Annotated in this window: 20 protein-coding genes and 3 pseudogenes; 9 read left to right on the top strand and 14 right to left on the bottom strand. The window is 52.3% G+C overall.

Annotation, left to right across the window (positions count from 1 at the left end):
* Position 1 precedes the first annotated feature (1 nt).
* From nrdD to pyrB, 8 genes are all read right to left on the bottom strand, one after another.
* A complete protein-coding gene (nrdD, locus tag ACKQAD_RS17750) occupies positions 2–2,140 on the bottom strand; it encodes an anaerobic ribonucleoside-triphosphate reductase (protein WP_409161341.1) in 2,139 nt (712 codons plus the stop codon).
* A gap of 390 nt (positions 2,141–2,530) precedes the next feature.
* Entirely contained in the window at positions 2,531–3,268 is a 738-nt protein-coding gene (locus ACKQAD_RS17755; protein WP_409161342.1) for a proteasome-type protease, read from the bottom strand.
* A 23-nt stretch (positions 3,269–3,291) separates the two neighbouring features.
* On the bottom strand, positions 3,292–4,113 hold the full coding sequence (locus tag ACKQAD_RS17760; protein WP_409161343.1) for a transglutaminase family protein: 822 nt from the start codon (positions 4,111–4,113) through the stop codon (positions 3,292–3,294).
* Positions 4,110–5,039, bottom strand: coding sequence for an alpha-E domain-containing protein (locus ACKQAD_RS17765; RefSeq protein ID WP_409161344.1), 930 nt, complete (start codon positions 5,037–5,039; stop codon positions 4,110–4,112). Before ACKQAD_RS17765 ends, ACKQAD_RS17760 begins: the two co-directional genes overlap by 4 nt.
* Positions 5,033–6,472: a circularly permuted type 2 ATP-grasp protein gene (locus ACKQAD_RS17770; protein ID WP_409161345.1), complete on the bottom strand. Its 1,440-nt coding sequence runs from the start codon at positions 6,470–6,472 to the stop codon at positions 5,033–5,035. Before ACKQAD_RS17770 ends, ACKQAD_RS17765 begins: the two co-directional genes overlap by 7 nt.
* A gap of 233 nt (positions 6,473–6,705) precedes the next feature.
* Complete coding sequence (ridA, locus tag ACKQAD_RS17775) at positions 6,706–7,092, bottom strand: 2-iminobutanoate/2-iminopropanoate deaminase (protein ID WP_409161346.1); 387 nt, start codon at positions 7,090–7,092, stop codon at positions 6,706–6,708.
* Positions 7,093–7,312: 220 nt separating this feature from the next.
* Entirely contained in the window at positions 7,313–7,777 is a 465-nt protein-coding gene (gene pyrI / locus ACKQAD_RS17780; protein ID WP_271875846.1) for an aspartate carbamoyltransferase regulatory subunit, read from the bottom strand.
* Between the two features lie 15 nt (positions 7,778–7,792).
* Positions 7,793–8,728, bottom strand: a complete 936-nt coding sequence (pyrB, locus tag ACKQAD_RS17785; RefSeq protein ID WP_409161372.1) for an aspartate carbamoyltransferase — start codon at positions 8,726–8,728, stop codon at positions 7,793–7,795.
* A gap of 522 nt (positions 8,729–9,250) precedes the next feature.
* Between pyrB and ACKQAD_RS17790 the strand changes: the two genes are divergently transcribed.
* The gene (locus ACKQAD_RS17790) at positions 9,251–9,718 is read left to right on the top strand and encodes a NanQ anomerase/TabA/YiaL family protein (RefSeq protein ID WP_409161347.1); all 468 of its coding nucleotides are present in this window, start codon (positions 9,251–9,253) and stop codon (positions 9,716–9,718) included.
* 53 nt (positions 9,719–9,771) lie between these two features.
* On the opposite strand, the gene argF is transcribed toward ACKQAD_RS17790, so the two are convergent.
* The gene (argF, locus tag ACKQAD_RS17795) at positions 9,772–10,773 is read right to left on the bottom strand and encodes an ornithine carbamoyltransferase (RefSeq protein WP_409161348.1); all 1,002 of its coding nucleotides are present in this window, start codon (positions 10,771–10,773) and stop codon (positions 9,772–9,774) included.
* A gap of 376 nt (positions 10,774–11,149) precedes the next feature.
* Here argF and rraB point away from each other — a divergent pair, with 376 nt between their 5' ends.
* On the top strand, positions 11,150–11,575 hold the full coding sequence (rraB, locus tag ACKQAD_RS17800) for a ribonuclease E inhibitor RraB (protein ID WP_271875850.1): 426 nt from the start codon (positions 11,150–11,152) through the stop codon (positions 11,573–11,575).
* A gap of 101 nt (positions 11,576–11,676) precedes the next feature.
* Here the strand turns inward: rraB and ACKQAD_RS17805 are convergent, their stop codons facing one another.
* Entirely contained in the window at positions 11,677–12,180 is a 504-nt protein-coding gene (locus ACKQAD_RS17805; RefSeq protein ID WP_409161349.1) for a GNAT family N-acetyltransferase, read from the bottom strand.
* A gap of 425 nt (positions 12,181–12,605) precedes the next feature.
* Here ACKQAD_RS17805 and ACKQAD_RS17810 point away from each other — a divergent pair.
* The 5 genes and pseudogenes from ACKQAD_RS17810 to ACKQAD_RS17830 form a co-directional block, all read left to right on the top strand.
* A pseudogene (locus tag ACKQAD_RS17810) lies at positions 12,606–12,679 on the top strand (hypothetical protein); the annotation flags it as partial.
* 48 nt (positions 12,680–12,727) lie between these two features.
* A pseudogene (locus ACKQAD_RS17815) lies at positions 12,728–12,898 on the top strand (DUF898 family protein); the annotation flags it as partial.
* Positions 12,899–13,113: 215 nt separating this feature from the next.
* Positions 13,114–14,035: pseudogene (locus ACKQAD_RS17820) on the top strand (M48 family metallopeptidase).
* 351 nt (positions 14,036–14,386) lie between these two features.
* A complete protein-coding gene (locus ACKQAD_RS17825) occupies positions 14,387–15,466 on the top strand; it encodes an alpha/beta fold hydrolase (RefSeq protein WP_409161350.1) in 1,080 nt (359 codons plus the stop codon).
* A 198-nt stretch (positions 15,467–15,664) separates the two neighbouring features.
* Positions 15,665–17,284, top strand: coding sequence for a methyl-accepting chemotaxis protein (locus ACKQAD_RS17830; RefSeq protein WP_409161351.1), 1,620 nt, complete (start codon positions 15,665–15,667; stop codon positions 17,282–17,284).
* Positions 17,285–17,361: 77 nt separating this feature from the next.
* Here the strand turns inward: ACKQAD_RS17830 and ACKQAD_RS17835 are convergent, their stop codons facing one another.
* The 4 genes from ACKQAD_RS17835 to pepA form a co-directional block, all read right to left on the bottom strand.
* The gene (locus ACKQAD_RS17835; protein ID WP_409161352.1) at positions 17,362–17,922 is read right to left on the bottom strand and encodes an RNA 2'-phosphotransferase; all 561 of its coding nucleotides are present in this window, start codon (positions 17,920–17,922) and stop codon (positions 17,362–17,364) included.
* A 137-nt stretch (positions 17,923–18,059) separates the two neighbouring features.
* The gene (locus tag ACKQAD_RS17840; RefSeq protein ID WP_409161353.1) at positions 18,060–20,915 is read right to left on the bottom strand and encodes a valine--tRNA ligase; all 2,856 of its coding nucleotides are present in this window, start codon (positions 20,913–20,915) and stop codon (positions 18,060–18,062) included.
* Between the two features lie 12 nt (positions 20,916–20,927).
* Positions 20,928–21,377 carry a DNA polymerase III subunit chi gene (locus tag ACKQAD_RS17845; RefSeq protein WP_409161354.1) on the bottom strand — a complete coding sequence of 150 codons (450 nt, stop codon included), beginning with the start codon at positions 21,375–21,377 and terminating at the stop codon, positions 20,928–20,930.
* 80 nt (positions 21,378–21,457) lie between these two features.
* Positions 21,458–22,969 carry a leucyl aminopeptidase gene (gene pepA, locus ACKQAD_RS17850; RefSeq protein WP_010284628.1) on the bottom strand — a complete coding sequence of 504 codons (1,512 nt, stop codon included), beginning with the start codon at positions 22,967–22,969 and terminating at the stop codon, positions 21,458–21,460.
* Positions 22,970–23,251: 282 nt separating this feature from the next.
* Here pepA and lptF point away from each other — a divergent pair, with 282 nt between their 5' ends.
* Positions 23,252–24,367, top strand: a complete 1,116-nt coding sequence (gene lptF, locus ACKQAD_RS17855; RefSeq protein WP_409161355.1) for an LPS export ABC transporter permease LptF — start codon at positions 23,252–23,254, stop codon at positions 24,365–24,367.
* Complete coding sequence (gene lptG / locus ACKQAD_RS17860; RefSeq protein ID WP_409161356.1) at positions 24,367–25,443, top strand: LPS export ABC transporter permease LptG; 1,077 nt, start codon at positions 24,367–24,369, stop codon at positions 25,441–25,443. Before lptF ends, lptG begins: the two co-directional genes overlap by 1 nt.
* Positions 25,444–25,466: the final 23 nt, after the last annotated feature.

The raw sequence follows: 25,466 nt of genomic DNA on the forward strand, positions 1-25,466 counted from the left end.
ATTACCCCAGTTGACCGTTGCCCAGATGTTTAATCCGGCGTTTAACTTCTTCCTGTTTACCGGTGTTGAACGGTCGTGCATCCGGGCTGCCGAGGTAACCGCACACGCGGCGCGTGACGGAAACGCGTGCCGAATCGTGGTTGCCGCATTTCGGACAGGTGAAGCCTTTGCTGGTGCACTCGAATTCACCGGTGAAGCCACACTCGTAACATTCGTCGATCGGGGTGTTGGTGCCGTAGTAAGGCACGCGGCTGTAGCTGTAATCCCACACGTCTTCCAGCGCTTTGAGGTTGTGTTGCAGGTTCGGGTATTCGCCGTAGCAAATAAACCCACCGTTAGCCAGCGGCGGATAGGGCAGCTCGAAGTCGATTTTCTGGTAAGGATTCACCTTCTTCTCCACATCAAGGTGGAAGCTATTGGTGTAATACCCTTTGTCCGTCACGCCCTGCACGACGCCAAATTCGGCGGTATCCAGACGACAGAAGCGGTCACACAGGTTTTCACTCGGCGTGCTGTACAGGCTGAAGCCATAACCCGTTTCCGCTTTCCACTGCTCGGTCGCGTCTTTCAGACGGGCGATGATGGCCACGGCTTTAGCACGCAGCGCCTCGTCATCAAATACGTGTGTGTGGCTACCGAAGAGGGCATTAATCGTTTCATGCACGCCGATATAGCCTAGCGAAATGGAAGCGCGTCCATTCTTGAAGATGTCTGCGATGCTGTCGTCCGCTTTTAGGCGCACGCCACAGGCGCCTTCCATATACAGGATCGGCGCAACGCGGGCTTTCACGTTTTCCAGCCGCGCAATGCGTGTCATCAGCGCCTTCTTCGCTAGCGCCAGACGCTGGTCGAGCAGCGTCCAGAAACGGCTTTCATTGCCTTCGGCCTCCAGCGCGATGCGCGGCAGGTTCAGGCTAATCACGCCCAGATTATTACGACCATCGTGAATCTGCTGGCCGTCTTCTTCATAGACGCTGAGGAAGCTGCGGCAGCCCATCGGGGTTTTGAACGATCCGGTGACGCTCACGACTTGTTCGTAGTTCAGGATATCTGGGTACATGCGCTTGCTGGCGCACTCCAGCGCGAGCTGTTTGATATCGTAATTCGGATCGCCCGCTTTGTGGTTCAGACCATCGCGGATGGCGAAGACCAGTTTCGGGAACACCGCCGTTTTGTGGTTTTTACCTAGCCCGGCAATGCGATTACGCAGGATAGATTCCTGAATCAGACGTGATTCCCAACTGATGCCGAGCCCGAAACCAAAGGTCACGAACGGCGTCTGGCCGTTAGCGGTGTGCAGCGTGTTGACTTCATATTCCAGCGACTGGAAGGCGTCGTAGCACTCTTTTTCTGTGCGCGTCAGGGCATAGTTTTCCGCATCTGGAATTTGCCACTCTTCCGCTACGGCTTTATGTTTCGCATGGCTGGCGGTGACGAATGGCGCCAGAATTTCATCAATACGATTGATCGTGGTGCCACCATAAATGTGGCTGGCGACCTGCGCGATAATCTGCGCGGTGACGGCAGTGGCCGTGGAGATCGACTTCGGCGGCTCAATCTCCGCATTACCCATTTTAAAGCCCTTAGTCAGCATGCCGTTCAGGTCGATCAGCATGCAGTTAAACATCGGGAAAAAGGGCGAATAGTCGAGGTCATGATAGTGAATCTCGCCGCGCTCGTGCGCCAGTACTACATCTCGCGGCAGGATGTACTGTTTGGCGTAGTGCTTGGCGACAATACCGGCTAGCAGATCGCGCTGGGTGGGAATGACTTTACTGTCTTTGTTAGCGTTCTCGTTCAGCAACGCCATGTTGCTCTGCTCGACCAGACCGCGAATTTCCTGATTCAGCCGACCATGGCGTTCACGTGCGATGTCCCGGTCATGGCGATATTCGATGTAAGTACGCGCCAGTTGCTTGTAATTACCGGACATCAACAGGTTTTCGACCGCGTTCTGAATATCCCGGATATCTACGCGAGCTTTATCCTGCATTTGTTGAGCGACTGCACAGGCCACAGTTGCGCAGTAGTCTGCATCATTGACACCGGCTGCATGCGCCGCGCGTTCGACCGCCTCTTTGATACGCATTTCATCAAAAGGCACCTGGCAACCGTCCCGTTTAATCACTACTGGTTTCACGTTTTCTTCCCCTCGAAAGGTTATCCACAGGCGAAATCCCTGGCCGACAAGGGTTACAGGAGGCTGTGGATGATACTGTGGATAAACACTATATGTAGGTCATGTTTATAGAATAGGCACTATATATTGAAATTGTGTAGGGGTGTTTGCGCTTTTATCGCTGAAAAATTGACACAGAGCAAAGAAATTCCTAGCTAGTAGATAAATCGAGCTTGATCGAAATTTAATCAAGTTGGGTGCTGCATCCGTGAAGGCTTGTGGGACGCGGTCTGGTGGAGTGGTCAGGGGCGTTTTTATTATCAGCGAGCGGGAAAAGACAGAAATATCTGAAATTTTCGGCATTCGGGAGTCAATCGTGATGGTGACTACCGAATGCCAATGCGGGGCAGATTACGGTTTGCTGTCTGGGAAAGGGGGAAGCTGACGGAACGTGTTTAGCAGTCCTTCAGACCATGCTTTACGAATAGTGGAAAAATAAGCATTGTTTTCAGTGATGCGCTGTTGCTCGCTACTGTCAAAGCTATCGGTGCGGTATATCATGACGTCCAACGGCAAGCCGACCGACAGGTTGCTGCGCAGCGTGGAGTCGATGGAAATCAGCGCACAGCACATGGCTTGTTCCAACGGCGTATCCATGGTTAATACACGATCGATAATCGGTTTACCGTATTTGCTTTCGCCGATTTGGAAGTAGGGAGTATCCGGCGTTGCCTCAATAAAGTTGCCTTCGGGATAAATATGAAATAGCCGATGTGTGTCACCGCCGATTTGCCCGCCCAGCAGCAGGTTACAGCCGAAGTTGGTGTTGCTGCCATTTTGCTGTGCGTTGCTATCACGGTGGATGACTTCCCGCACGGTTTCCCCAAGCAGCATGGCGGCATCATACATCGATCCCATCTGCATCAGATTCGGCGTGTGTTGCGCATTGATTCGGGCACTGAGCAGGCTGATGATACTTTGCGTCGTTGCCAGATTCCCCGCGCATTGGATCACGAAAACCCGTTCTGCGTCGTGTTGAAAAACATGCAGCTTTTTGAAGGTTGCAATGTGGTCAACGCCTGCATTGGTACGGGAGTCGGAAGCAAAAACCAGACCGTCAGACAGACACATGGCGACGCAGTACGTCATAAAGTACCTTTTTGTTAAAAATTCTACTGTTGCTGCTGTACCTGCTGTTGCCGTGCAAACAAACGTACTTCAGCTTCTGAAAACATCTCTTCGCATCCGCCTCCCAGCCGCGTTCCCCGTACCGGGCAAGCATCCAGATAATCTATCCCCACAGCCAGCCACAGATGCTGGTGGAGTTGGCGGGTGCCGTTGGTAATGTCGAATCCTTGCCACTTCTCGTTCAGCCAGACTTCTGCCCAGGCATGCATCGCAACATGCTTGGTATCCTGGCTGTATACGTAGCCACTGACATAGCGCGCCGGGATACCCAGGCTGCGGCAACAGGCCAGAAAGACATGAGTATGATCCTGACAAACGCCTTTCTGCATGGCAAACGCGGCAGCGGCGCTATCCTGAACCTGCGTTGCGCCAGGAGTATACGGCATTTTCAACTGCAATTCCGCCATCAGCGTATTCAGGCTTTCTTCCGGCGCATCCTGGCGATAATAACGCTGCGCAAACGCCCGAATATTGTCGTCGGCTTCGGTGAGCGGCGTCATGCGTAAAAAAACCAGCGGTGACAGAGCGTCCTGTTCGTTTGGATTTTCGCTTTCGCCACTGTCGATGATATCAACGACGCCTTCTGCATGAATCGTAATGTCATGGTGTGGGTGGTCGAGCGTTAGCACATGCAACACATTACCATAGGCATCCGTGGTTTGAACGGCGGGAACAGGCAGGGTCAGTTTCCATTCACGTATTCTTTGGTGCGCGGAATCTTGCGGCGTCAGGCGCAGATACTGGGTGCTGAATTTCACTTCTTCATCATAGCGGTAGTGCGTGAGGTGGTTGATGGTCAGTTTCATAACGCCTCCAGATAGGTGTGACGGATGCTGTCAGCCAATTCGTTAATTTTGCCGATAAAGTGGCTGAGATAGGTGGGGAGATCCTGCGCCAAAATGTCGTCCAGCGTGCTGAAACGCAGCTCGACGTGTAGCAGATGGGCAAGCCGCTGCGGCACTCTGGCGCGCTGGCTGCCGATGGCTTCGAGTTGCAGAACCAGATCGCTGACGCAGGCGTGCAGAGAGCGCGGTATGTCCTCACGCAAGACGAGCAGTTCGGTCACGGTTTCCGGGCTGATCGGCTGGCGATAGAGGCTGTGATAGGCTTCGCGGGCGCTCACCGCTCTCAGCAGGGTATCCAGACGATAATACTCACGTACCGGATCGGGGTCGTTATGGAGCTGCTGGTGTTTAATATTCAGTAACTGTGCGGTCGCATAGGCGCGCTCAATCAGCGTACCAAGACGGATAAAACACTGGGCATCATTGCGCAGCAGCGTGCCGAACATCGCGCCGCGAAACAGATGAGAACGCTCTTTTACCCAGTCAAAAAACGCATCAATCCCGATGGTATCCACACCCTGATGCCGCAGATTGCGAATGTCGATGCGGGTAGTATTGATGCATTCCCACACCTCGGAAGAGAGGCTGCCACGTACGGCGTGTGCGTTATTCCACGCCATCTCGATACAGTTGTAGATTCTGCTCGGGTTCTGGTTGTCCAGTGCGAAGAAATTCAGCAGGTTGTTCATGGAAAACTGGGCGTAGCGCTGCTGAAATAATTCATGCGTCATCGTCAGATTTAGCGGCAATGCCAGATCGTGTTGTTGCTGACTGTGGCTCGGCATCATCGAGAGCTTGTAGGTTACATCCAGCACGCGAGCAAGGCTTTCCGCCCGTTCCAGATAGCGAGCCATCCAATACAGTTCACTTGCGGTGCGGCTTAGCATGATTCGTCTCCTTCCATGACCCAGGTGTCCTTGGTTCCACCACCTTGTGAGGAGTTGACGACCAGAGACCCTTCGGTAAGGGCAACGCGTGTCAGGCCGCCGGGAATCAAACGGATTTCCTCGCCGGAGAGGGCGAAGGGGCGAAGATCGATATGACGAGGTGCTAAGCCATCATCGATAAACGTCGGACACGTAGAGAGCGCCAGTGTTTCCTGACCGATATAGTTGTGTGGGTGCGCCAGTAAACGCTGACGGAACGTCTCGATTTCCTGACGTGTCGCGCGTGGGCCGACCAGCATGCCGTAGCCGCCTGCACCGTGGACTTCCTTCACCACCATACTGTCCAGATGATCGAGCACATAGCGGAGATCTTTCGGATCGCGACACTGCCAGGTGGGAATGTTGCTGAGGATCGGTTCTTCAGAAAGATAGAAGCGGATCATCTCTGGCACATAGGGATAAATGGATTTATCGTCGGCAACGCCAGTACCGACGGCATTCGCTAAAACGACGCCACCCGCACGATAAACGGATAAGAGACCGGGTACCCCCAGCATCGAATCGGCGCGAAATGCTAACGGGTCAAGGAAGGCATCATCGACACGGCGATAAATCACATCCACCTGACAAGGCCCTTCTGTGGTGCGCATATAGACGGCACCCGCTTTGACGAACAAATCCGCGCTTTCTACCAGTTCGACGCCCATTTGCTGTGCCAGAAAGCTGTGTTCGAAGTAGGCACTGTTGAAACGGCCCGGCGTCAGCACGACCACGGTGGGATCGTCGACCTGTGTACTTTCACGCAACGTTTGCAGCAGGTAGCTAGGGTAGCGTTCGACGGGAGCGATGTGCTGGCTGGCAAACAAATCCGGGTAGAGACGCATCATCATTTTGCGATTCTCCAGCATATAAGAGACGCCGGATGGGGTACGCAAATTGTCTTCCAGCACGTAATAATTCCCGTCGCTGTTGCGCACCATATCAATGCCGGTGATATGGGCATAAATGTTGTTGTGCAGGTTTACCCCCTGCATACAGGGCTGATATTGCTCGTTCGCCAGCACCTGTTCACGGGGAATAATGCCCGCGTTGAGAATGTGCTGCTGATGATAAATGTCGTAGAGAAACGCGTTCAGCGCCTGTACCCGTTGACGAATACCGCGATCGAGTAATTGCCACTCGTGAGCGGGAATAATGCGCGGTACGCTATCGAACGGTATGAGACGCTCGGTACCGCCTTCTTCGCCATAAACGTTAAAGGTAATACCGACGCGGTGAAAGAGCAGTTCTGCCTGCTCCTTCTTTTGTCGGATGGCCTGCTGGTCGGTTTGCTGTAGCCACTGCCAATAAGAATTGTAGTGTTGACGTTGTTTGCCTTCGGACGAGAGCATCTCGTCGTAATAAGGCGCAGTCGGAAGCTTCATTTTTATCATTGTCATCCCCAGCATCACGCTTAATAGCGATAATAGGACAATGCATAAAATGCGCCATTTTGAAAAAGCACGTTGTTAGCAAATAATGCGAGGAATTTTGCCCTGTATTGGTGCGTAGGGCGACGTGCCTGCACTGAAATGAGGGGAGAAAAGGGCTAAAAATCAACAAGACGCAGCCACGATGGTGCGTCTTGTTAGGGGACGATCAATACAATCCAATACAATCGCAAAAGTTAGCGACGAACGGCGATCGCTTCGATTTCGATCTTCACGTCTTTTGGCAGGCGTGCAACTTCAACGCAAGAGCGGGCCGGGAACGGAGCATCGTGCTCGTTGAAGAAGGCTTCATACGTGGTATTCACCAGAGTGAAGTCGTGCAGGTCTTTCACGAATACCGTGGTTTTCACGATATCGGAAACTTTCAGGCCAGCGGCTTCCACAATCGCCTGGACGTTTTCCAGTGACTGACGGGTCTGAGCGGTGATGTTATCTGCCACCAGACCGCTTTTCGGGTTTACCGGAATCTGGCCAGACGTGATGATCATGCTGCCGAGGTCGACGCCCTGAACATAGGGGCCGATGGCGGCAGGGGCGTGCTCAGTGCTGATAATGCGTGACATGGTATCTCCTTGATGGGGGGTAAAAGGAACACGGACGCCGAATGCCAATCACTCAAGCATGAATTTATAGGGAAACACGGTGATGAGGTTCCCGCAGGGATGCTTCACGCCGTGGTCGCCCCGGTATCTCGATCCTTAAACGATCGGCATTACGCGGACATAGCCATTATTCAAAAAAGCCCCGCCGCAGGCAATGTCCATCGCGGGACAAAGCAGAAAACTAACGATCTTGCAGCACCGCCTGACGCTCAAACTCTTTCTCGCAGTACTTACACTTCAGGTGAACGTCGCCGTCGCGCTGCTTAACGCTGAACGATGAAGATACCGGTTCGCTGCGGCTGATGCAGTTGCTATTCGGGCAGATGAGCACACCAGTAATGTGCTCTGGCAGCGTCGGAACCAGTTTGCGCACAACGTCATAGTCATCAATCTGATTGACGGTAGCCTGCGGTGCGTAGATCGCCAGTTGATTCGCCTGTTGTTCGGTCAGGAAGACGTTTTCGATCTTGATCAGATCTTTACGTCCAAGGTGGTTGGACGGTAAGTTCAGGCCGATCGTGATGCGCTGGTCTGTCGCGGTCAGTTTAAACAGCGTCAGCAGCTTAAAACCCACCTGTGCGGGAATGTGGTCAATCACCGTACCGCGTTTGATCGCTTCAACCTGTAATTTATTATCGTGTGTCATGATGGTTTCTTCCTCTTACAGAACCAGTTCGCGATTCAGGACCAGCGCCAGCAGCGCCTGCCGGGCGTAAATGCCGTTGCCCGCCTGCTGGAAATAATAGGCGTAGGGCGTGGCATCTACATCAATGGTGATCTCATCGACGCGCGGCAGTGGGTGCAGCACTTTCAAATTCGGGCGGGCGCTATGCAGGTCGGCAGCGCGCAGGACAAACTGGGATTTGATGTTGATGTACTCGGACGGATCCAGACGCTCTTTCTGCACGCGCGTCATGTACAGTATATCCAGCTCGCTGACGACATCTTCAATGCTGTTATGCAGGCTGTAAGCAATATTTTTCTCTTTCAGCATGCTCAGAATATAGTCCGGCATCGCCAGTGCATCCGGAGCGATGAAGTAGAAACGGTTACCTTCAAACTTCGCCAGCGCCTGCGTGAGTGAATGCACGGTGCGGCCGTATTTCAAATCACCGACCATCGCGATATTGATGTTGTTCAGCCGACCTTGCGTTTCCTGAATGGTGAATAAATCGAGCAGCGTCTGCGTCGGGTGCTGGTTTGCGCCATCACCTGCATTTAATACCGGAATACCGTTGGAGAACTCAGTCGCAAGACGGGAAGCACCTTCCTGCGGGTGACGCATCACGATGGCATCCACGTATTGACCGATCACGGAAATGGTGTCGGCCAGCGTTTCGCCCTTTTTCCCTAGCGATGTGTTGTTGCTGTCGGCAAAACCGACGACGGAGGCGCCGAGACGATGCATCGCGGTTTCAAAGGATAAACGCGTTCGGGTGGAGGCTTCGAAGAAACAGCTGGCAATCACTTTATGTTTTAACAACTCCGGCTGGGGCTTGGCTTTCAGGCTGGCGGCGACACGCAGCGTCAGTTCCAAATCTTCCCGACTGAGGTCATTAATCGAAATAATATGTTTTTGATAGAGCGGATTGACCATGTTGTCTTTCTCCTCACGAGTAAACAGGAAATGTCGTATCTGGCTGCCCGAGCTGTCGGCAAAAATGCCTGATTTGCTTGTTGATGCCACAACGTGACGACCTGCAAGGGGGACGTTGTGGACGATAGGGCACAAAAAAAAGCCCCTCATTGAGGGGCTTTCTTAATGGAATGATTGAGCAACGGAAAGGAAAACGCTGGCTGGCTGCCGGATGGCAGTTGTGGTTGAGAACCAACATAAGCAGCGGATGTTTTGGTGTAACGACGCATGACCCCTCCCGGCAAACTGTCGGGAATTATACGCGCCGACTAGGCTATTTCAAGCAGAAAACGTGGTTTTTTACGCATCGCAATCGGTTGCGGATAGGGTGCGGCATGCATAACGTACGCAGAGGGAAGGTAGTCGATGAGGAAGAGTGGTGGGCAGTTCACTTTTTTGTATTAACGCGCTGGCGGTGGGCATATTTGGAGAGTATAAGGATTATAAAATAGGGTTTCATTTTTTCTATCAACGGGGTTTTTTATGATTACTGGTAATGTCCACCACCTTGAACTGGTGTCTTATCTACCAGCCAAACTGCGTGAAGCAATTGAATACGTGAAGCAAAATATTACGGCAGACACGCCGCTGGGCAAGCATGATATTGAGGGCAACAGCGTGTTTGTGCTGATCTCTAACGACAGCACCGATCTGCTGGAAAAACGCCGTGCTGAGTATCATGCCAAATATCTGGACATCCAGATTGTGCTGTCCGGTGTGGAAGGGATGACCTTCAGTAACCTGCCAGCGGGCAATCCGGATACCGATTGGCTGGCGGATAAAGACATTGCCTTCCTGGCTGCGGGCGAGCAGGAAAAACAGTTTGTGATGCAGGAAGGGGATTTTGTTGTTTTCTTCCCAGGTGAAGTGCACAAACCGCTGTGTGCCATTGGCGAGCCAGCATACGTGCGCAAAGCCGTGGTGAAAATCGACGCGTCGTTGGTGGGATAAACCGCCGTGAAGCCTATCCCTCCCCATGCTGGGGAGGGAAGTAAACCTTAATCTTACGCCAGTGTGGCGACCATCACCGCTTTAATGGTGTGCATGCGGTTTTCTGCCTGATCGAACACGATGCTGTGCGCGGATTCGAAGACCTCATCCGTGACTTCCATTCCACCGTGCAGACCATACTGTTCCGCCATTTGCTGACCCATTGTCGTCTGATCGTCATGGAACGCGGGCAGACAGTGCAGAAACTTCACCTGCGGGTTACCCGTCGCGGCGATCATCGCCATGTTCACCTGATACGGTTTTAGCAGCGCGATACGCTCCTGCCAGGTCTCTTTCGGTTCCCCCATGGAAACCCAAACGTCGGTATAAATGAAATCTGCGCCCGCGACGCCTGCGGCGATATCTTCCGTCAGCGTAATGCTGCCGCCGGTTTGTTCTGCCGCAGCCTGACACTCCGCCACCAGACCGGCGTCCGGCCAGCAAGCTTTTGGCGCAACGAGGCGTAAATCCAACCCGGTCAGCGCCGCCGCTTCCAGCATGGTGTTGCCCATGTTGTTACGCGCATCGCCCGCGTAGACGAGCGTCATCTCTGATAGCGGTTTACCCGGCAAATGCTCCTGCATCGTTAGCAGATCCGCCAGCAGCTGCGTGGGGTGGAATTCGTTCGTCAGCCCGTTCCACACCGGCACGCCCGCGTGTTGCGCCAGCATTTCGACAATCTGCTGGCCGTAGCCGCGATATTGAATGCCGTCGTACATTCTTCCCAGTACGCGAGCGGTATCTTTGATGGATTCTTTATGGCCAATTTGGCTGCCGCTTGGGCCGAGATAGGTCACTTGCGCACCCTGATCGTATGCAGCAACTTCGAAAGAGCAGCGAGTACGAGTCGAATCTTTTTCGAAGATGAGTGCGATGTTTTTACCTTGTAGGCGGCGGACTTCTGTCCCGTTTTTTTTATCGGCTTTCAGTTTCGTTGACAGGGCTAAAAGATTGGCAATGTCTGCGGGGGTAAAATCCATTAACCTTAAAAAATGACGCTTATAGAACGGTTGCATGATGTACATCTCCATGTGGCTCAACACTATCCCCGTCATACTTCAAGCTGCATATGCGTTGGCTTCTCTTACTCACCTCAGCCACTTACTTGGGTAAGCTCCTGGGGATTCGTGCGGTTGCCGCGTTACGATGCTCATTACTGAGCATCGCCCTAAAGGGCTAACGCTTCGCGTTGTTCAAAACGTTAACGTTTTGTCCTGCAACTCGAATTATCTAGGGCATGTCAATTGGATAAAAAAACTATCGATTGAATTAAAATTCACTTTATATGTGTAATTATTCAAATTCAAGTGGTGATATCAAACTTTGTGGTGGAGCAAGCCGCAGGGCTGTGGGACAATAAGCAATATTACGTCGATTAATGAGGACTGAGGCATGGCAAACCGCGAATTACTGGAAGAGCAACGGGAAGAGACACGCCTGATCATCGAAGAACTGCTGGATGACGGCAGCGATCCTGACGCGCTCTATACCATTGAACACCATTTCTCTGCTGAGAAGTTTGAAGTGCTGGAAAAAGTCGCTGTAGAAGCCTTTAAGATGGGCTATGAAGTGACGGATGCGGAAGAGCTGGAAGTGGAAGATGGTGTGTTGCTGATGTGCTGCGATGCTATCAGTGAAGTTGCGCTAAATGCGGAGCTGATCGACGCACAGGTAGAACAGCTACTGGCGCTGGCAGAACGCCACGGTGTGAATTACGACGGTTGGGGCACCTACTTCGAAGATCCAGATGGTGAAGGCGAAGAAGACGGGGATGATGAAGATTTTTATGACGAAGACGATGACGGTAAACGCCATTAAGTCATTAATCTCGAAGAACACGCCTCACTAAATGCCGCAGGAACACCCTGCGGCGTTTTTTACTCGGCATGACAACGCCTTATTACCGTACTTTCAGTCTATTACAGCACCTTCAGCATTGTTACTTCACAATCGATGTGGCCCGTGTTGCCCATTGCGTGCGGAATCGGCTCGAAGCCCAATGACTCATACAGCCGGATCGCGCTGGTCAGATGGCCAGTTGTTTCCAGATAACAGCGGCGAAAGCCGTGCTGACGTGCAAAATCAAGCGCCTGTATCGCTAACTGACGCGCCAGCCCTTTGCCGCGCGCGACGGGCAGGAAATACATTTTCTGCAATTCGCACACATCTTCTTCACCTGCAACCAGAGGCGCAATGCCGCCTCCGCCAACCACGCGGCCTTCGTATTCAATCACCCAGTAGGCGCTTTGCGGCTGACTATATAGTGCAAACAGCGCGTCCAGATTAGGATCGGAAACGGTGTAGCCTTTATCGGCCGTCAAACCAAATTCGGCGGAAACCTGACGAATGACCTGAGCGATAGCAGCATCGTCTCGCGCGGTGATGGAGCGTACCTGAAGATTGGCGGAGGTCGCGGTTGTCATAATACGTACTCTTGTTCCTACGGTTTACAAGGGGAATGATTCTGGTCGATTGTAATACCATTTCAGGCCACATTGATGCAACGCCTATACCCGTTCTTCCTGCTGTGCTTCGAGTGGTATCTGTGATGATTTTTATTCCATATCCACACTAACACGCTAGCATTTTCTACTGTTAAAGCCATAACATGACACCGTGAAACTCGGATTATCTAAAATATAAGTAAAATTTCCTGCAATATCTCAAGATATAAATATCTAGGAACGCTATTCCTTACGATTTATAAGACTATGAGGTTGTTTAATTACTGTTAGCTTTTATTTTTGTCGTTAACAAGACATGACTAAATAAGCCGATTTTTTTATGCCAGTAACGATTTTAAGCGTTTTATTAGGCTTATTTATTTTAGGATGAAAGGTCTATGACTATGAATACTTCAGAAAATAATACGCAGCATCGCGTGAAGTTTCATGGTAAGGCTGGGGAATATTTTGCAATTTGGTTGGTGAATGCGTTATTAACGGTTATCACTCTGGGTATTTATTCTGTCTGGGCTGGGCAGCACCTGTGGCAGAGATTCGTCATGCACGCTATATCGCTAATGCGACAGCGGTGGAAGGCGATCTCGAACTGCTGTACGTTCAGGCACATCAGGACACAGCAAACAGCGCACTGGCCGAAGAAGCCGTGCAGGCACTCGATTTGGGTGTTGGCCTGTAAGTTACATACTCTAAATAATTCGAGTTTCAGCAAGGCGGCAAGGGAAGGAATCGCGATGAGCTTACTCAGGTAAGTGATTCGGGTGACAAATCTGCCGGGAGCAGATTTGAACGCTGCTTGCAGCGGCCCTTCAGGGCGAGGCCCACGACGGGCCGAGTATTTGAGCGTAGCCAACGCACATGCAACTTGAAGTATGACGAGTATAAGGCAGGAATATGAATATTGAGGGGCATTATCAATACCCCGGATTAGCGGCCCGCGTGGCCGCTTCTCTTCATTTAACGGACAGCGGCTCGGTGATGGTGTTGAATACCGGGTCATCGAACACGATATTTGCGCTGGAACAGGTCACGGTTTCCGATGCGCTGGGTTCCATTCCTCTTATGTTAACGTTTCCTGTGGCGGTCGTTTTGTTCCGCTGACGACCCTACATTTCGCGCATGGTATTCCGCACGCCGTCGTCCGGGGTCGGTCCACCGGTTGGAACGCCATAAACGTGGCGTCATTCTCACGTTATTCGCCACGATATTGATGGTGATAAACTATGTTTATGTGGTGTTGCCGTGGGTGAGTTCTGCACTGGCGCTACGCATTCCTACCGCTATCGAACAGCAGTTAGGGCAAAACACGCTGACGCTGTTACGGCACAGTGATTTTAAGCCTTCCAAACTGCCCGTTGAGTGCCAGCAGGCGATGCAAACACTGTTTCAGCAGGTTATGCCGCCTGATATGCGGGAAGATAAAACACTGCTGCGCCTGGAGATCATGTCTGCGCCGATCGGGCCGAATGCCTTTATGCTGGCGGATGGCAGGCTGATTATCAGTGACGATCTGGTATCGCTGACGTTCATGTGGATGACGGGAGATGTCAGTGGCGTGGGGGATACCTTGTTGCAGTCTGCCGCTTTCATCAACGAGATGCAGTTCTCCCGCGATATGGAACGGGAGGCTGACGCATGGGCAATCGCAGAAATGCAGCAGCAAGGGCGTTCGCTACAGTCGATGTATCAGGCTCTGGTCGCTAACGACCGCAGCCATGATGAAGTGGCGTCGCTGGATTTGCCTGACTGGCTAAGCACGCACCCGGATATGGATGAGCGGCTGAAAACGATTGAAAGAGAGATGAATAAGTACTAATTATCTGCTTTCGATTCTCAACCCCGAACTGACTCCCGCCTTATGTCAATCGTGTGCGGTATCACCGCGCACGACCCTCTCTTCGTTAGAAGATCGATCAAAAAATACACACATTGCTGTTTTTATCCTCGCCTGTTTCAGGCTGAGAGGATGGGAAGCAGGGTAACGCGCTGAGGCAGGAATCCTTTAAATATCATCCTATTAAAAACTGTCTGTAGAATCTCTCGCGATAAATAAAAAATCAAGATAATAATCCATTTTTTATTATTAGTTAGCTTGCGTTTATTGGGATTTTTCCTAATGGGCATTAGAATCGCGGCTTCATGACTTCATGTTACCGAAGAGTTATTTATGATTAATCGAATACTATCAAGGGCGCTGGGCGCATTTCTGTTAATGCTCGCACCATTAACGCATGCACAGGCCAATGTACCTGAGCCCAAAGAAGGCGACTGGGTTGCGCCGAAATTTACCTTCAACAGTGGTGAAAAATTAAAAGATCTGCGTATTCACTATTACACGATCGGTGATAAAACCAAGCCTGCTGTCTTATTGCTACATGGAACGAACCAACCGATTAAAGCGCTGCTCGCAAACGGTTTTGGCGGAGAGTTGTTCGGGCCGGGCCAAGCGCTGGATAGCAGCAAATATTTTATTATCATGCCGGAGAGCATTGGTTCTGGAAAATCTGCTAAGCCATCAGACGGCTTGGGGATGAAATTCCCGCAGTATGATTATAACGATATGGTGCAGGCACAATATCGCTTAGTCAAAGAAGGACTGGGTATTACCCACCTGCGGCTGGTAATGGGGTATTCCATGGGCGGCATGCAAACCTGGCTCTGGGGTGAAAAATACCCGGACATGATGGATGCGCTGGTACCAATGGCGTCTCTGCCAAATGAACTGTCTGGCCGCAACTGGATGATGCGTCGCATCCTGATTGAATCCATCAAGAACGATCCGATCTGGAATAATGGTGATTACACGCAACAGCCGCCAACGCTGAAAACGGCCAGCATTATGTTCAGCATCGCCACCACTGGCGGCACCCTGGCCTATCAGAGCAAAGCGCCAACGCGTGCACAGGCGGATAAATTGGTCGAAGATCGCCTTGCGGCCCCTTCGAATAGCGATGCCAATGACTTTATTTATATCTGGGGGTCGTCTGCAAATTATAACGCCGCCCCAGAACTGAATAAAATTAAGGCCCCTATTCTGGTGATTAACTCTGCGGATGACGAACGTAATCCTGTTGAAACAGGCATCCTGGAGAATGATCTTAAGCAAATTAAGCAGGCGACATTATTTCTTATTCCCGCGAGTAAAGACACCAGCGGGCATGGCACGATGATGTCCGCGAAGTTTTATAAAGATGAGTTGCAACATTTTTTAGAAAAAAATCCGTCTCAGAAGAATAATAAAAAATAAATCCTAATGACCGACAGAGAGTTTAATTTCTGTCGGTCATCGTCTTCTTTATGCGTTTATTTATTTTTATAACGAATTCATTTCAGTTCGTGGAAATTAATACGTCTGGATATATAGCGACTATTGCGTAAATAACAGAACGGCTCCGCTGTAAAGTTGGTGCTCACCCTCTTTTATTTCAGACCACAGGGACAATTTATGTTTCGTAAGATAAAGATCCGTACTGCACTCAGCATGATGGTGTTTTTGTTAGCGGCGTTACTGCTTTTTGTCGGCGTTTTGGGGCTGGTTGCGGTTCAGTCAGGAAACAAATCATTTGCTCGTGTCGATATGGAAGTGCTACCAGGGCTGGTCGCGCTGAATGACAGCACTGAACTGTTGTTGCGTGGCCGGTTGGATTTGCGTCTGTATGAATCATTAATGGGGAAAGGGGATATCGAGGCGGCTGAAGTCGCGCTGCGACGTGCCAGAACCAAAGTGGATGGTGCCAGCGAGAAATGGCAGGAATATCTGAAATACCCGCAGTCCGACGAGGAAAAAGTCATTTCTGCGGATATGGCCAAGAAGCGCAATACGCTGATGCAGGAGTTTATCGATCCAGCCTTTGCGGCGCTTAACGCAGGCAATCTGGATGAATATCGCCAGTGTGCAGGGAAATCGACAGTGCTGTATGCCGCGTTTGATAAATCCTCTAAAGCACTGGTTGCCTTTAAGCTGAAAAGCATTGATGAAGCCTACGTGGATTCAAATGGGCGTGTGACGCTGATGGAAATCATCCTGTACACGGCGATCGCGTGTGCATTGCTGCTGGCGGCACTGGCCTGGTCTGTGATGACCAATATGATCGTGAAACCGCTAAATCAGGCTATTTCTGTCTTTGACCGTATTGCTGAAGGCGACCTGTGTGCGCAGATTGATAGCAGCGGAAAAAATGAAATCGCGCAGTTGTTTGCTGCGGTTCAACGTATGCGTGACGGTCTGGAAAACATGGTGCGTGTGGTACGTAACGGCACCGATGTGATCAGCGTCGGGGTTGAGGAAATCGCCTCCGGCAACATCGATCTCTCCAGTCGCACGGAACAGCAGGCGGCTTCGTTGGATGAAACGGCTTCAAGTATGGAGCAGATCATGTCGACGGTGCAAAACAACGAAGACAGCACGCGTAAGGCTAACGATCTGGCGCTGAAAGCCTCTCATTCTGCGTCTCGGGGCGGGAATATCGTCTCCGAAGTCGTGGATACCATGCGTTCCATCAAGCAGAGCTCTGCCAAAATCTCCGATATTGTTGGTGTGATCGACGGTATCGCTTTCCAGACCAACCTGCTGGCGCTGAATGCGGCGGTAGAATCTGCACGTGCGGGTCAATACGGTAAAGGCTTTGCGGTGGTGGCCTCCGAAGTGCGGATGCTGGCTGCCCGCAGTGCGACGGCAGCGAAAGAGATCGGTACCATGATCGATGATTCTCTCAGCCGTATTGAAAAGGGCGCGGGTCTGGTTGAGGTCGCCGGCAATACTATGGACGAAGTACTGATGGATGTGAAAAAAGTGGTCGATATCATGGATGAGATCACGCTCGCTTCCAGCGAGCAGAGCCGCGGCATTTCGCAGGTCAATATCGCCATCAATCAGATGGATGGGGTGACGCAGCAGAACGCATCATTGGTATCAGAAGTGGCAACCTCGGCGAATGCGCTTCAGGAACAGGTTGTTAACCTGCAACAGTCTGTTTCCCGTTTCCAGATCGCAAGAGAAAACATGGATATTGATAATGTGCTGCCCGGCTTGCGCCAGAGCATTGCACTGGCCGATGCCCGCTAATCGTTAACCGATCGCCATCGCCTGTTTTCTCTCATGCTGGTTGGGCAGCGAAGACAGGCGATTCATGTACGCACTCATCAATCCATAAATGGTGTGGAATCGATAAACGGCACGGGAACCGTTAACGTTAGCCAGACGCCGTTATCCGCCTGATAAAAAATGAACCCCTGATGATGCATTTCCCGCGTCTTTATTTTTAGTACCACGGGCTTGCCATGCCGTTGGCCGATGGTTATCGCTGTCACCTCATCGGCAGACAAATGCACATACTGACGTGAACCGGGACGCAAACCCTGCTGATTGATTGAATCGATAAATCGGGTTGCTGTGCCGTGGTAAAGATACTCGGGTGGGACTTTGGGCTCGTAACGCATATCGACCTGCGTTGACGAGTGTCCCTGTGCTGCGCGGATTGATAACCCATCTGCTGAAATAGAAAAACGCTTTTTGTCACTGTTACCGACGACGGATTGAATCACTTCTCTGGTTAGCATACGCCCGTCTTTTACCGCACAGCGAATCAGTTCGGCAATATTTGCCCATCCTTCACTGTTCAAGGTTAGTCCAATGGCTTCGGGCTTGTGCCGTAAAACGTAGCTCAGAAATTTGCTGACATCATCATGCTTCGTGTTGCTCATTGTGTTACTCCATTCCTGCATAGTGCGAAGTGAATAGATTGTAATTGAAAGACTTTTTATTCGAGCAAAAATAAAAAGCCCCGTTTTGCAACGAGGCCTTTGTACTTACCCTATTACGGCTGAAAATCGGTTAGCGCTTACAGCGCAGCGATGACCACTTGCTGTTCCAGTAGTTTGGCTTTCGCTACGGCGTAGCCGTCCAGTTTTTCACGCTCTTTGGCGACAACCGCTTCCGGTGCGCGCGCCACAAAGCCTTCGTTGGACAGCTTGCTTTCGATGCGGCCAATCTCGGCTTCGATTTTCGCCACTTCTTTCGCCAGACGATCCAGCTCTGCCGCTTTGTCGATCAGACCCGCCATCGGGATTAACAGCTCAGCGCCATCAATCAATTTAGTGACGGAAACCGGACCTTTGTCGCCCGCAGGCAGCAGCGTAATGCTTTCAAGACGCGCCAGCGTTTGAATGAAGCTACGGTTCTCTTCTACACGACGCTGGGCTTCAGCTGTGGGGGCACGCAGTAAGACCTCCAGCGGTTTACCTGGTGCGATATTCATTTCTGCACGAATATTACGCACCGCGATAATCGCCTGTTTGATCCACTCCAGATCGTTCAGCGCCAGCGTATCTTCTTGCGCAGCATCGAACTCTGGGAACGGTTGCAGCATGATGGTGTCGGCACTAATACCTTTCAGTGCTTTAACGCGTAGCCAGATGGTTTCGGTAATGAACGGAATAATTGGATGCGCCAGACGCAGCAACGCTTCCAGTACGGTAACCAGCGTATGGCGCGTACCGCGCAGTTCCGCTTCCGAACCGCCGTTCATCACGGGCTTCGTCAGCTCCAGATACCAGTCGCAGAACTGGTTCCAGGTGAATTCGTACAGAATCCCCGCCGCAATATCAAAGCGATAGCCGTCCAGCGCCTCGCGATAGGCTTTCACCGTACGGTTGAATTCCGCCAGAATCCAGCGATCAGCCAGCGACAGCACTTTCTCGCCTGCGCCAAAACCACAATCCTGATCTTCGGTGTTCATCAGCACAAAACGGCTGGCGTTCCACAGCTTGTTACAGAAGTTGCGGTAACCTTCCAGACGCTTCATATCCCAGTTGATGTCACGGCCAGTAGAAGCCAGCGCCGCCAGCGTGAAGCGCAGGGCGTCCGTACCGTGAGGCTCAATGCCATTCGGGAACTGCTTCTCGGTGCGTTTGCGGATTTTTTCCGCCAGTTGCGGCTGCATCATGTTGCCGGTACGTTTTTCCAGCAGCGCTTCCAGTGAAATACCGTCCACCATATCCAGCGGGTCGATGACGTTCCCTTTGGATTTGGACATCTTCTGGCCTTCCTCATCACGGATCAGGCCGGTCATATAGACGGTGTGGAATGGCACTTGCGGTTTGCCGTTTTCATCTTTGATGAAGTGCATGGTCAGCATGATCATGCGGGCAATCCAGAAGAAGATGATGTCGAAACCGCTGACCATTACACTGCTTGGATGGAACGCTTTCAGATCCGGCGTTTGCTCCGGCCAGCCCAGCGTGGAGAATGTCCACAGCCCGGATGAGAACCAGGTATCCAGTACATCTTCGTCCTGATTCAGAACGACATCATCCGCGAGGTGGTTTTCACTACGCACTTCCGCTTCGGTACGGCCAACATAGACGTTGCCGTTCGCATCGTACCAGGCTGGGATACGGTGACCCCACCACAGCTGACGGGAGATACACCAGTCCTGAATGTCACGCATCCAACTGAAGTACATGTTTTCGTACTGTTTTGGCACGAACTGAATGCGGCCATCTTCCACGGCTTCCACCGCTGGTTTTGCCAGCACGGCAGCACGTACGTACCACTGATCGGTCAGCATCGGTTCGATGACAACGCCGCCACGGTCGCCGTAAGGCACGGTCAGATCGTGCGCCTTGATCTCTTCCAGTAGGCCGAGTTCATCGAATGCGGCGACGAGCGCTTTGCGCGCGGCAAAACGTTCCAGACCCTGGAAGGCTTCCGGAATGTCGCTGCTGTAAACCGTGCTGGCTTCGCCATTGGTATCAAACACTTCGGCGCTCTGACGGATATCGCCGTCGAACGTCAGAATATTGACCATCGGCAACTGATGGCGTTTGCCAACTTCGTAGTCGTTGAAGTCGTGCGCTGGCGTGATCTTCACGCAGCCAGTGCCTTTTTTCATGTCGGCATGTTCATCACCGACGATCGGAATACGGCGGCCAATCAGCGGCAGGATCACTTCTTTGCCGATCAGATCTTTATAACGCGGATCTTCCGGGTTAACGGCGACGCCAGTATCACCCAGCATGGTTTCCGGGCGGGTAGTCGCGACGACCAGATAGTCTTTCCCGTCGGCGGTTTTCACACCATCGGCCAACGGGTAGCGCAGGTGCCACATTGACCCTTTCACTTCGCGGTTTTCGACTTCCAGATCGGAAATTGCGGTGCGCAGTTTCGGATCCCAGTTCACCAGACGCTTGCCGCGGTAAATCAGGTCTTCTTTATACAGACGGACGAACACTTCTTTCACCGCGTTGGACAAGCCTTCATCCATGGTGAAACGCTCGCGCTCCCAGTCAACGGAGTTGCCCAGACGACGCATCTGATTGGTAATGTTGCCACCGGATTTGCCTTTCCACTGCCAGATCTTGTCGATGAACGCTTCACGGCCGTAATCGTGGCGCGTTTTGCCTTCTTCTGCGGCGATCTTGCGCTCAACGACCATCTGCGTGGCAATACCAGCGTGGTCAGTACCCGCCTGCCACAGGGTATTTTTGCCCTGCATGCGCTGGTAGCGGATCAACGTATCCATAATGGTTTGCTGGAAAGCATGACCCATATGCAAGCTGCCGGTGACGTTGGGCGGCGGGATCATGATGCTGAAGCTTTCTTTACTCGTGTCGCCGTGCGGCTTGAAGTAGCCTTGCTTTTCCCAGTGTTCGTAGAGCGGCTGCTCGATATCTTGCGGGTTATATTTCGTTTCCATTATGCTCAAAATTCAGTGAGTTGGCGGCGTAGCCGTGGTCAATTGGAAGCCGACGCTGCGATAGGTTTTATAGCGGTCGCGCGCCAACTGTTTCAAGGATTCTTCGTAAGGGACAAAGTCTATCACTTCATGGAAAGCGGTGGCAAAATCTGCGAACTGCGGTAATAGGTTGATTAGCAGATCCCGTGGTGCATTGCCACGCCGCTGCGGCCAGGCCAATTCGACCGGTGCCCCGTGACGCGGCCCTTCGCCTGCCAGATTATGCGGCACGAACGCATTAGAGTCGCGTTGCCACAGCGCCTCGTCCAGTCGGATGGCCTGCTGCTCGTCTTCACAAGCAATCAGCACGCGCTTTCCTGCTCGCCAACGTTCTGCCGCCAGATCGCAGGCCAGTGCCTCATGGGCGCTGAGCTCACCGCTTTTGCTGTCGTGTTCGAGAAGATAGAACGTTGCGTTTTTCATTGTTTACACTATTGATAAGGGCCGGAATATCCGGCCCGATTATACTCGTCATACTTCAAGTTGCATGTGCGTTGGCTACGCTATTCTACGTCGTTCTGCCCAGCGCGGTTAAGCAGGAACTGTGATAACAGCGCGACCGGGCGCCCCGTAGCTCCTTTGGCTTTGCCGGAACGCCAGGCGGTGCCCGCGATATCCAGATGCGCCCAACTGTACTTACGCGTAAATCGCGACAGGAAGCAGCCTGCGGTTATTGCGCCGCCCGGACGACCACCGATGTTCGCCATATCGGCAAAATTGGACTCCAACTGTTCCTGGAATTCGTCGGTCAGCGGCAGACGCCATGCGCGGTCGCCAGACTGCTCGGACGCGCTCAACAGCTCGTGCGCCAGCGGATTGTGGTTCGCCATCAAGCCGGTGATGTGGTGCCCCAGCGCAATCACGCACGCGCCAGTCAGCGTCGCGACGTCAATGACGACATCCGGCTCATAGCGCTCAACGTAGGTCAGCGTATCACACAGAACCAGACGGCCCTCCGCATCGGTGTTCAGCACTTCTACCGTTTGGCCGGACATTGTGGTCAGCACATCGCCCGGACGGTAAGCGCGCCCATCGACCATGTTTTCACAACCTGCCAGCACGCCGATGATGTTCAACGGCAACGCCAGTTCGGCCGCCATGCGCATCACGCCGTAGACCGTGGCCGCGCCGCACATGTCGTATTTCATTTCATCCATGCTGTCGGCAGGCTTGATGGAGATACCGCCGGAATCAAACGTCAGCCCTTTACCTACCAGCACAATCGGGCGAGTCTCCGGGTTCGGATCGCCTTTATATTCGATCACGGACATCAGCGATTCATTCTGCGATCCCTGACCCACGGCCAGATAAGCATTCATGCCCAGCTCTTTCATCTGCTGTTCGCCAATCACGCGTGTGATGATGTTCTGACTATAGGTATCAGCCAACTGGCGCGCCTGCGAGGCCAGATAGGCGGCATTACAGATATTTGGCGGCATGTTGCCGAGATCTTTCGCGGCTTTGATGCCTGCTGCAATCGCCAGACCGTGCTGAATCGCACGTTCACCACTGGTCAGTTCACGGCGTGTTGGCACGTTGAACACCATTTTGCGCAGCGGACGGCGCAGTTCGACCTTATTGCTCTTAAGCTGATCGAAGGTATAGAGCGTTTCTTTTGCGGTTTCGACCGCCTGACGTACTTTCCAGTAGGTATTACGGCCTTTCACATGCAGTTCGGTCAGGAAGCAGACCGCTTCCATCGAACCCGTTTCGTTCAGGGCGTTGATCGTTTTCTGAATTACCTGCTTGTACTGGCGTTCATCAAGCTCGCGCTCTTTACCGCAGCCAATCAGTAGAATGCGCTCGGAAAGAATGTTAGGTACATGGTGCAAGAGCAGTGATTGCCCCACTTTGCCTTCTAATTCACCACGGCGAAGCAACGCGCTGATGTAGCCGTCGCTGATTTTATCGAGTTGTTCGGCAATAGGGGACAGACGACGCGGTTCAAACACGCCGACGACAATGCAGGCACTGCGTTGTTTTTCCGGGCTACCGCTTTTTACGCTGAACTCCATGTATTCTCCTGAATCTTAAAGACAAAGGCGGGGGCAACGGCTAAGATGTGACACTCCGTAATACTTTCCCGCCGTTGCGTTAACATAACCTGTGTTAATCTTAACGGCGTAGCGAACCTGTTTTGGTGACTATAAGCAGGTTCTGATACAACAGCTCAAACGCAGTGTGTTGTAATACCGTTTTAGCTAAGAGGGCTGCCAAAAATGAGTATAAATGGCGCGTTAGCGAAGAAACTATCGATTTTCCTGCAAAAAGACAAGTTTTCACAGGCGTAATTAAGCGTGATCATCATTCGATATCTGGTACGGGAAACCTTTAAGAGCCAACTGGCCATCCTTTTCATTCTGTTACTGATTTTCTTTTGCCAGAAATTAGTACGGATATTGGGCGCCGCTGTTGATGGTGAAATCCCGACAAATTTGGTTATCTCCCTGTTGGGATTGGGTGTGCCAGAGATGGTGCAGCTTATCCTGCCATTAAGCCTGTTTCTTGGCGTATTGATGACGTTTGGCCGCCTCTATGCGGAAAGTGAGATCACCGTCATGCACGCCTGCGGGCTGGGCAAACGCGTCTTGCTGAAAGCCGCGCTGGCTCTGGCGGTGTTCACCGCGATCATCGCCACCATTAACGTCATGTGGCTCAGCCCGTGGTCGTCCAGGCATCAGGAAGAAGTACTGGCGGAAGCAAAGGCGAACCCCGGCATGGCGGCGTTGGTAGAAGGGCAGTTCCAGTCTGCGCAGGGTGGCAACGCAGTGCTGTTTGTCGGCAATGTTAAAGGCTCGGAGTTTCAGAATGTCTTTCTGGCACAACTGCGTCCCAGCGGGAACGCGCGGCCTTCGGTCGTCGTGGCCGATCGCGGTCATATGAAGCAAAACGAGGACGGTGCGCAGGTCGTGACGCTGGATAACGGTTCACGTTATGAAGGCACGGCGCTTTTGCGTGATTTCCGTATCACGGATTTCACCAACTATCAGGCCGTGATCGGTCACCAAACCGTGACGCTAAATAATAGCGACGTGCAGCAAATGGATATGCGAACGCTCTGGCATTCGGATGCGCATGATGCGCGCGCAGAGTTCCATTGGCGGCTGACGTTGATTCTGTCTGTGCTGATCATGGCAATCATGGTGGTGCCGTTAAGCGTGGTGAATCCACGTCAGGGCCGGGTGCTGAGCATGCTGCCCGCGATGCTGCTATACCTGATCTTCTTTCTGCTGCAAAGCTCGCTGCGTTCTAACGCCAGTAAAGGAAAAATCGATCCGATGGTGTGGATCTGGTTGACCAACCTGATGTATTTCGGTATCGCGGTGATGCTTAACCTCTGGGATACCGTGCCGATGCGCAAAGTACGCGCCCGCATTAAGCCTCGTAGTCTTAAAACACAAGGAGCGGCCTGATGTTTGGTGTATTAGACCGCTATATCGGCAAAACGATTTTCACCACCATCATGACGACGCTGTTCATGCTGGTGTCGCTCTCCGGCATCATCAAGTTTGTCGACCAGTTGCGTAAAGTGGGGCAGGGCGAGTATTCGGCGCTGGGTGCAGGACTGTACACGCTGCTCAGCGTACCCAAAGATATTGAGATCTTCTTCCCGATGGCAGCGCTGCTTGGTGCGTTGCTCGGCCTCGGCCAGCTCGCGACCCGTAGTGAACTGGTGGTGATGCAGGCTTCCGGCTTTACCCGCTTGCAGATTGCGACTGCCGTGATGAAAACCGCGATCCCACTGGTGCTGTTGACGATGGCGATTGGCGAATGGGTTTCTCCGCAGGGAGAACAGATGGCGCGTAACTATCGTTCTCAGATGATCTCCGGTGGGTCGATGATCTCTACGCAGGGCGGGTTGTGGGCGAAGGACGGCAATGACTTTATCTATATCGAACGGGTAGCGGGTGATAAAGAGTTGTCTGGCGTCAACATCTACCACTTCGACGATAGCAACAAACTGCTTTCTGTACGCTATGCGGCTTCCGCCGAGTTTGAAGATGACCGGAATGTCTGGAGGCTTTCGCAGGTTGATGAGTCTGATTTGAGTGACGGCAAACAGATTGGCGGTAGCCAGACGCTTAGCGGTGAATGGAAAACCAACCTGACGCCCGATAAGCTGGGTGTGGTGGCTCTGGAGCCTGATGCGCTGTCGATCCGTGGGCTGCATGATTACGCCAAGTACCTGAAACAAAGCGGACAAGAGTCGAACCGTTACCAACTGAACATGTGGAGCAAAATCTTTGCACCGGTCTCAGTCGCGGTGATGATGCTCATGGCGGTCTCTTTCATCTTCGGCCCGCTGCGCAGCGTATCTGCCGGGTCACGTATCGTGATCGGTATCAGCTTTGGCTTCCTCTTCTACCTGCTGAATGAGATTTTCCGCCCGCTCAGCCTGGTCTACGGCATCCCCCCGATCCTGGGGGCTATCTTGCCGAGCGCTGTATTCCTGATTATCAGCGTGGCACTACTGCTGAAACGCCGATAGCGCCAGCTAAACCAGAAAAAGCG

This window comes from Pectobacterium artocarpous, from assembly GCF_046159765.1.
Classification (GTDB): domain Bacteria; phylum Pseudomonadota; class Gammaproteobacteria; order Enterobacterales; family Enterobacteriaceae; genus Pectobacterium.

Bases quoted from the DNA above. Each gene is read 5' to 3' on its own strand.
- ridA (WP_409161346.1), bottom strand. From the start codon at position 7,092: ATGTCACGCATTATCAGCACTGAGCACGCCCCTGCCGCCATCGGCCCC.
- ACKQAD_RS17770 (WP_409161345.1), bottom strand. From the start codon at position 6,472: ATGATAAAAATGAAGCTTCCGACTGCGCCTTATTACGACGAGATGCTC.
- ACKQAD_RS17830 (WP_409161351.1), top strand. From the start codon at position 15,665: ATGTTTCGTAAGATAAAGATCCGTACTGCACTCAGCATGATGGTGTTT.
- lptG (WP_409161356.1), top strand. From the start codon at position 24,367: ATGTTTGGTGTATTAGACCGCTATATCGGCAAAACGATTTTCACCACC.
- ACKQAD_RS17825 (WP_409161350.1), top strand. From the start codon at position 14,387: ATGATTAATCGAATACTATCAAGGGCGCTGGGCGCATTTCTGTTAATG.
- ACKQAD_RS17760 (WP_409161343.1), bottom strand. From the start codon at position 4,113: ATGAAACTGACCATCAACCACCTCACGCACTACCGCTATGATGAAGAA.
- pepA (WP_010284628.1), bottom strand. From the start codon at position 22,969: ATGGAGTTCAGCGTAAAAAGCGGTAGCCCGGAAAAACAACGCAGTGCC.
- argF (WP_409161348.1), bottom strand. From the start codon at position 10,773: ATGCAACCGTTCTATAAGCGTCATTTTTTAAGGTTAATGGATTTTACC.
- ACKQAD_RS17790 (WP_409161347.1), top strand. From the start codon at position 9,251: ATGATTACTGGTAATGTCCACCACCTTGAACTGGTGTCTTATCTACCA.
- ACKQAD_RS17765 (WP_409161344.1), bottom strand. From the start codon at position 5,039: ATGCTAAGCCGCACCGCAAGTGAACTGTATTGGATGGCTCGCTATCTG.
- ACKQAD_RS17805 (WP_409161349.1), bottom strand. From the start codon at position 12,180: ATGACAACCGCGACCTCCGCCAATCTTCAGGTACGCTCCATCACCGCG.
- ACKQAD_RS17845 (WP_409161354.1), bottom strand. From the start codon at position 21,377: ATGAAAAACGCAACGTTCTATCTTCTCGAACACGACAGCAAAAGCGGT.
- pyrB (WP_409161372.1), bottom strand. From the start codon at position 8,728: ATGGTCAATCCGCTCTATCAAAAACATATTATTTCGATTAATGACCTC.
- ACKQAD_RS17835 (WP_409161352.1), bottom strand. From the start codon at position 17,922: ATGAGCAACACGAAGCATGATGATGTCAGCAAATTTCTGAGCTACGTT.
- rraB (WP_271875850.1), top strand. From the start codon at position 11,150: ATGGCAAACCGCGAATTACTGGAAGAGCAACGGGAAGAGACACGCCTG.
- pyrI (WP_271875846.1), bottom strand. From the start codon at position 7,777: ATGACACACGATAATAAATTACAGGTTGAAGCGATCAAACGCGGTACG.
- ACKQAD_RS17755 (WP_409161342.1), bottom strand. From the start codon at position 3,268: ATGACGTACTGCGTCGCCATGTGTCTGTCTGACGGTCTGGTTTTTGCT.
- ACKQAD_RS17840 (WP_409161353.1), bottom strand. From the start codon at position 20,915: ATGGAAACGAAATATAACCCGCAAGATATCGAGCAGCCGCTCTACGAA.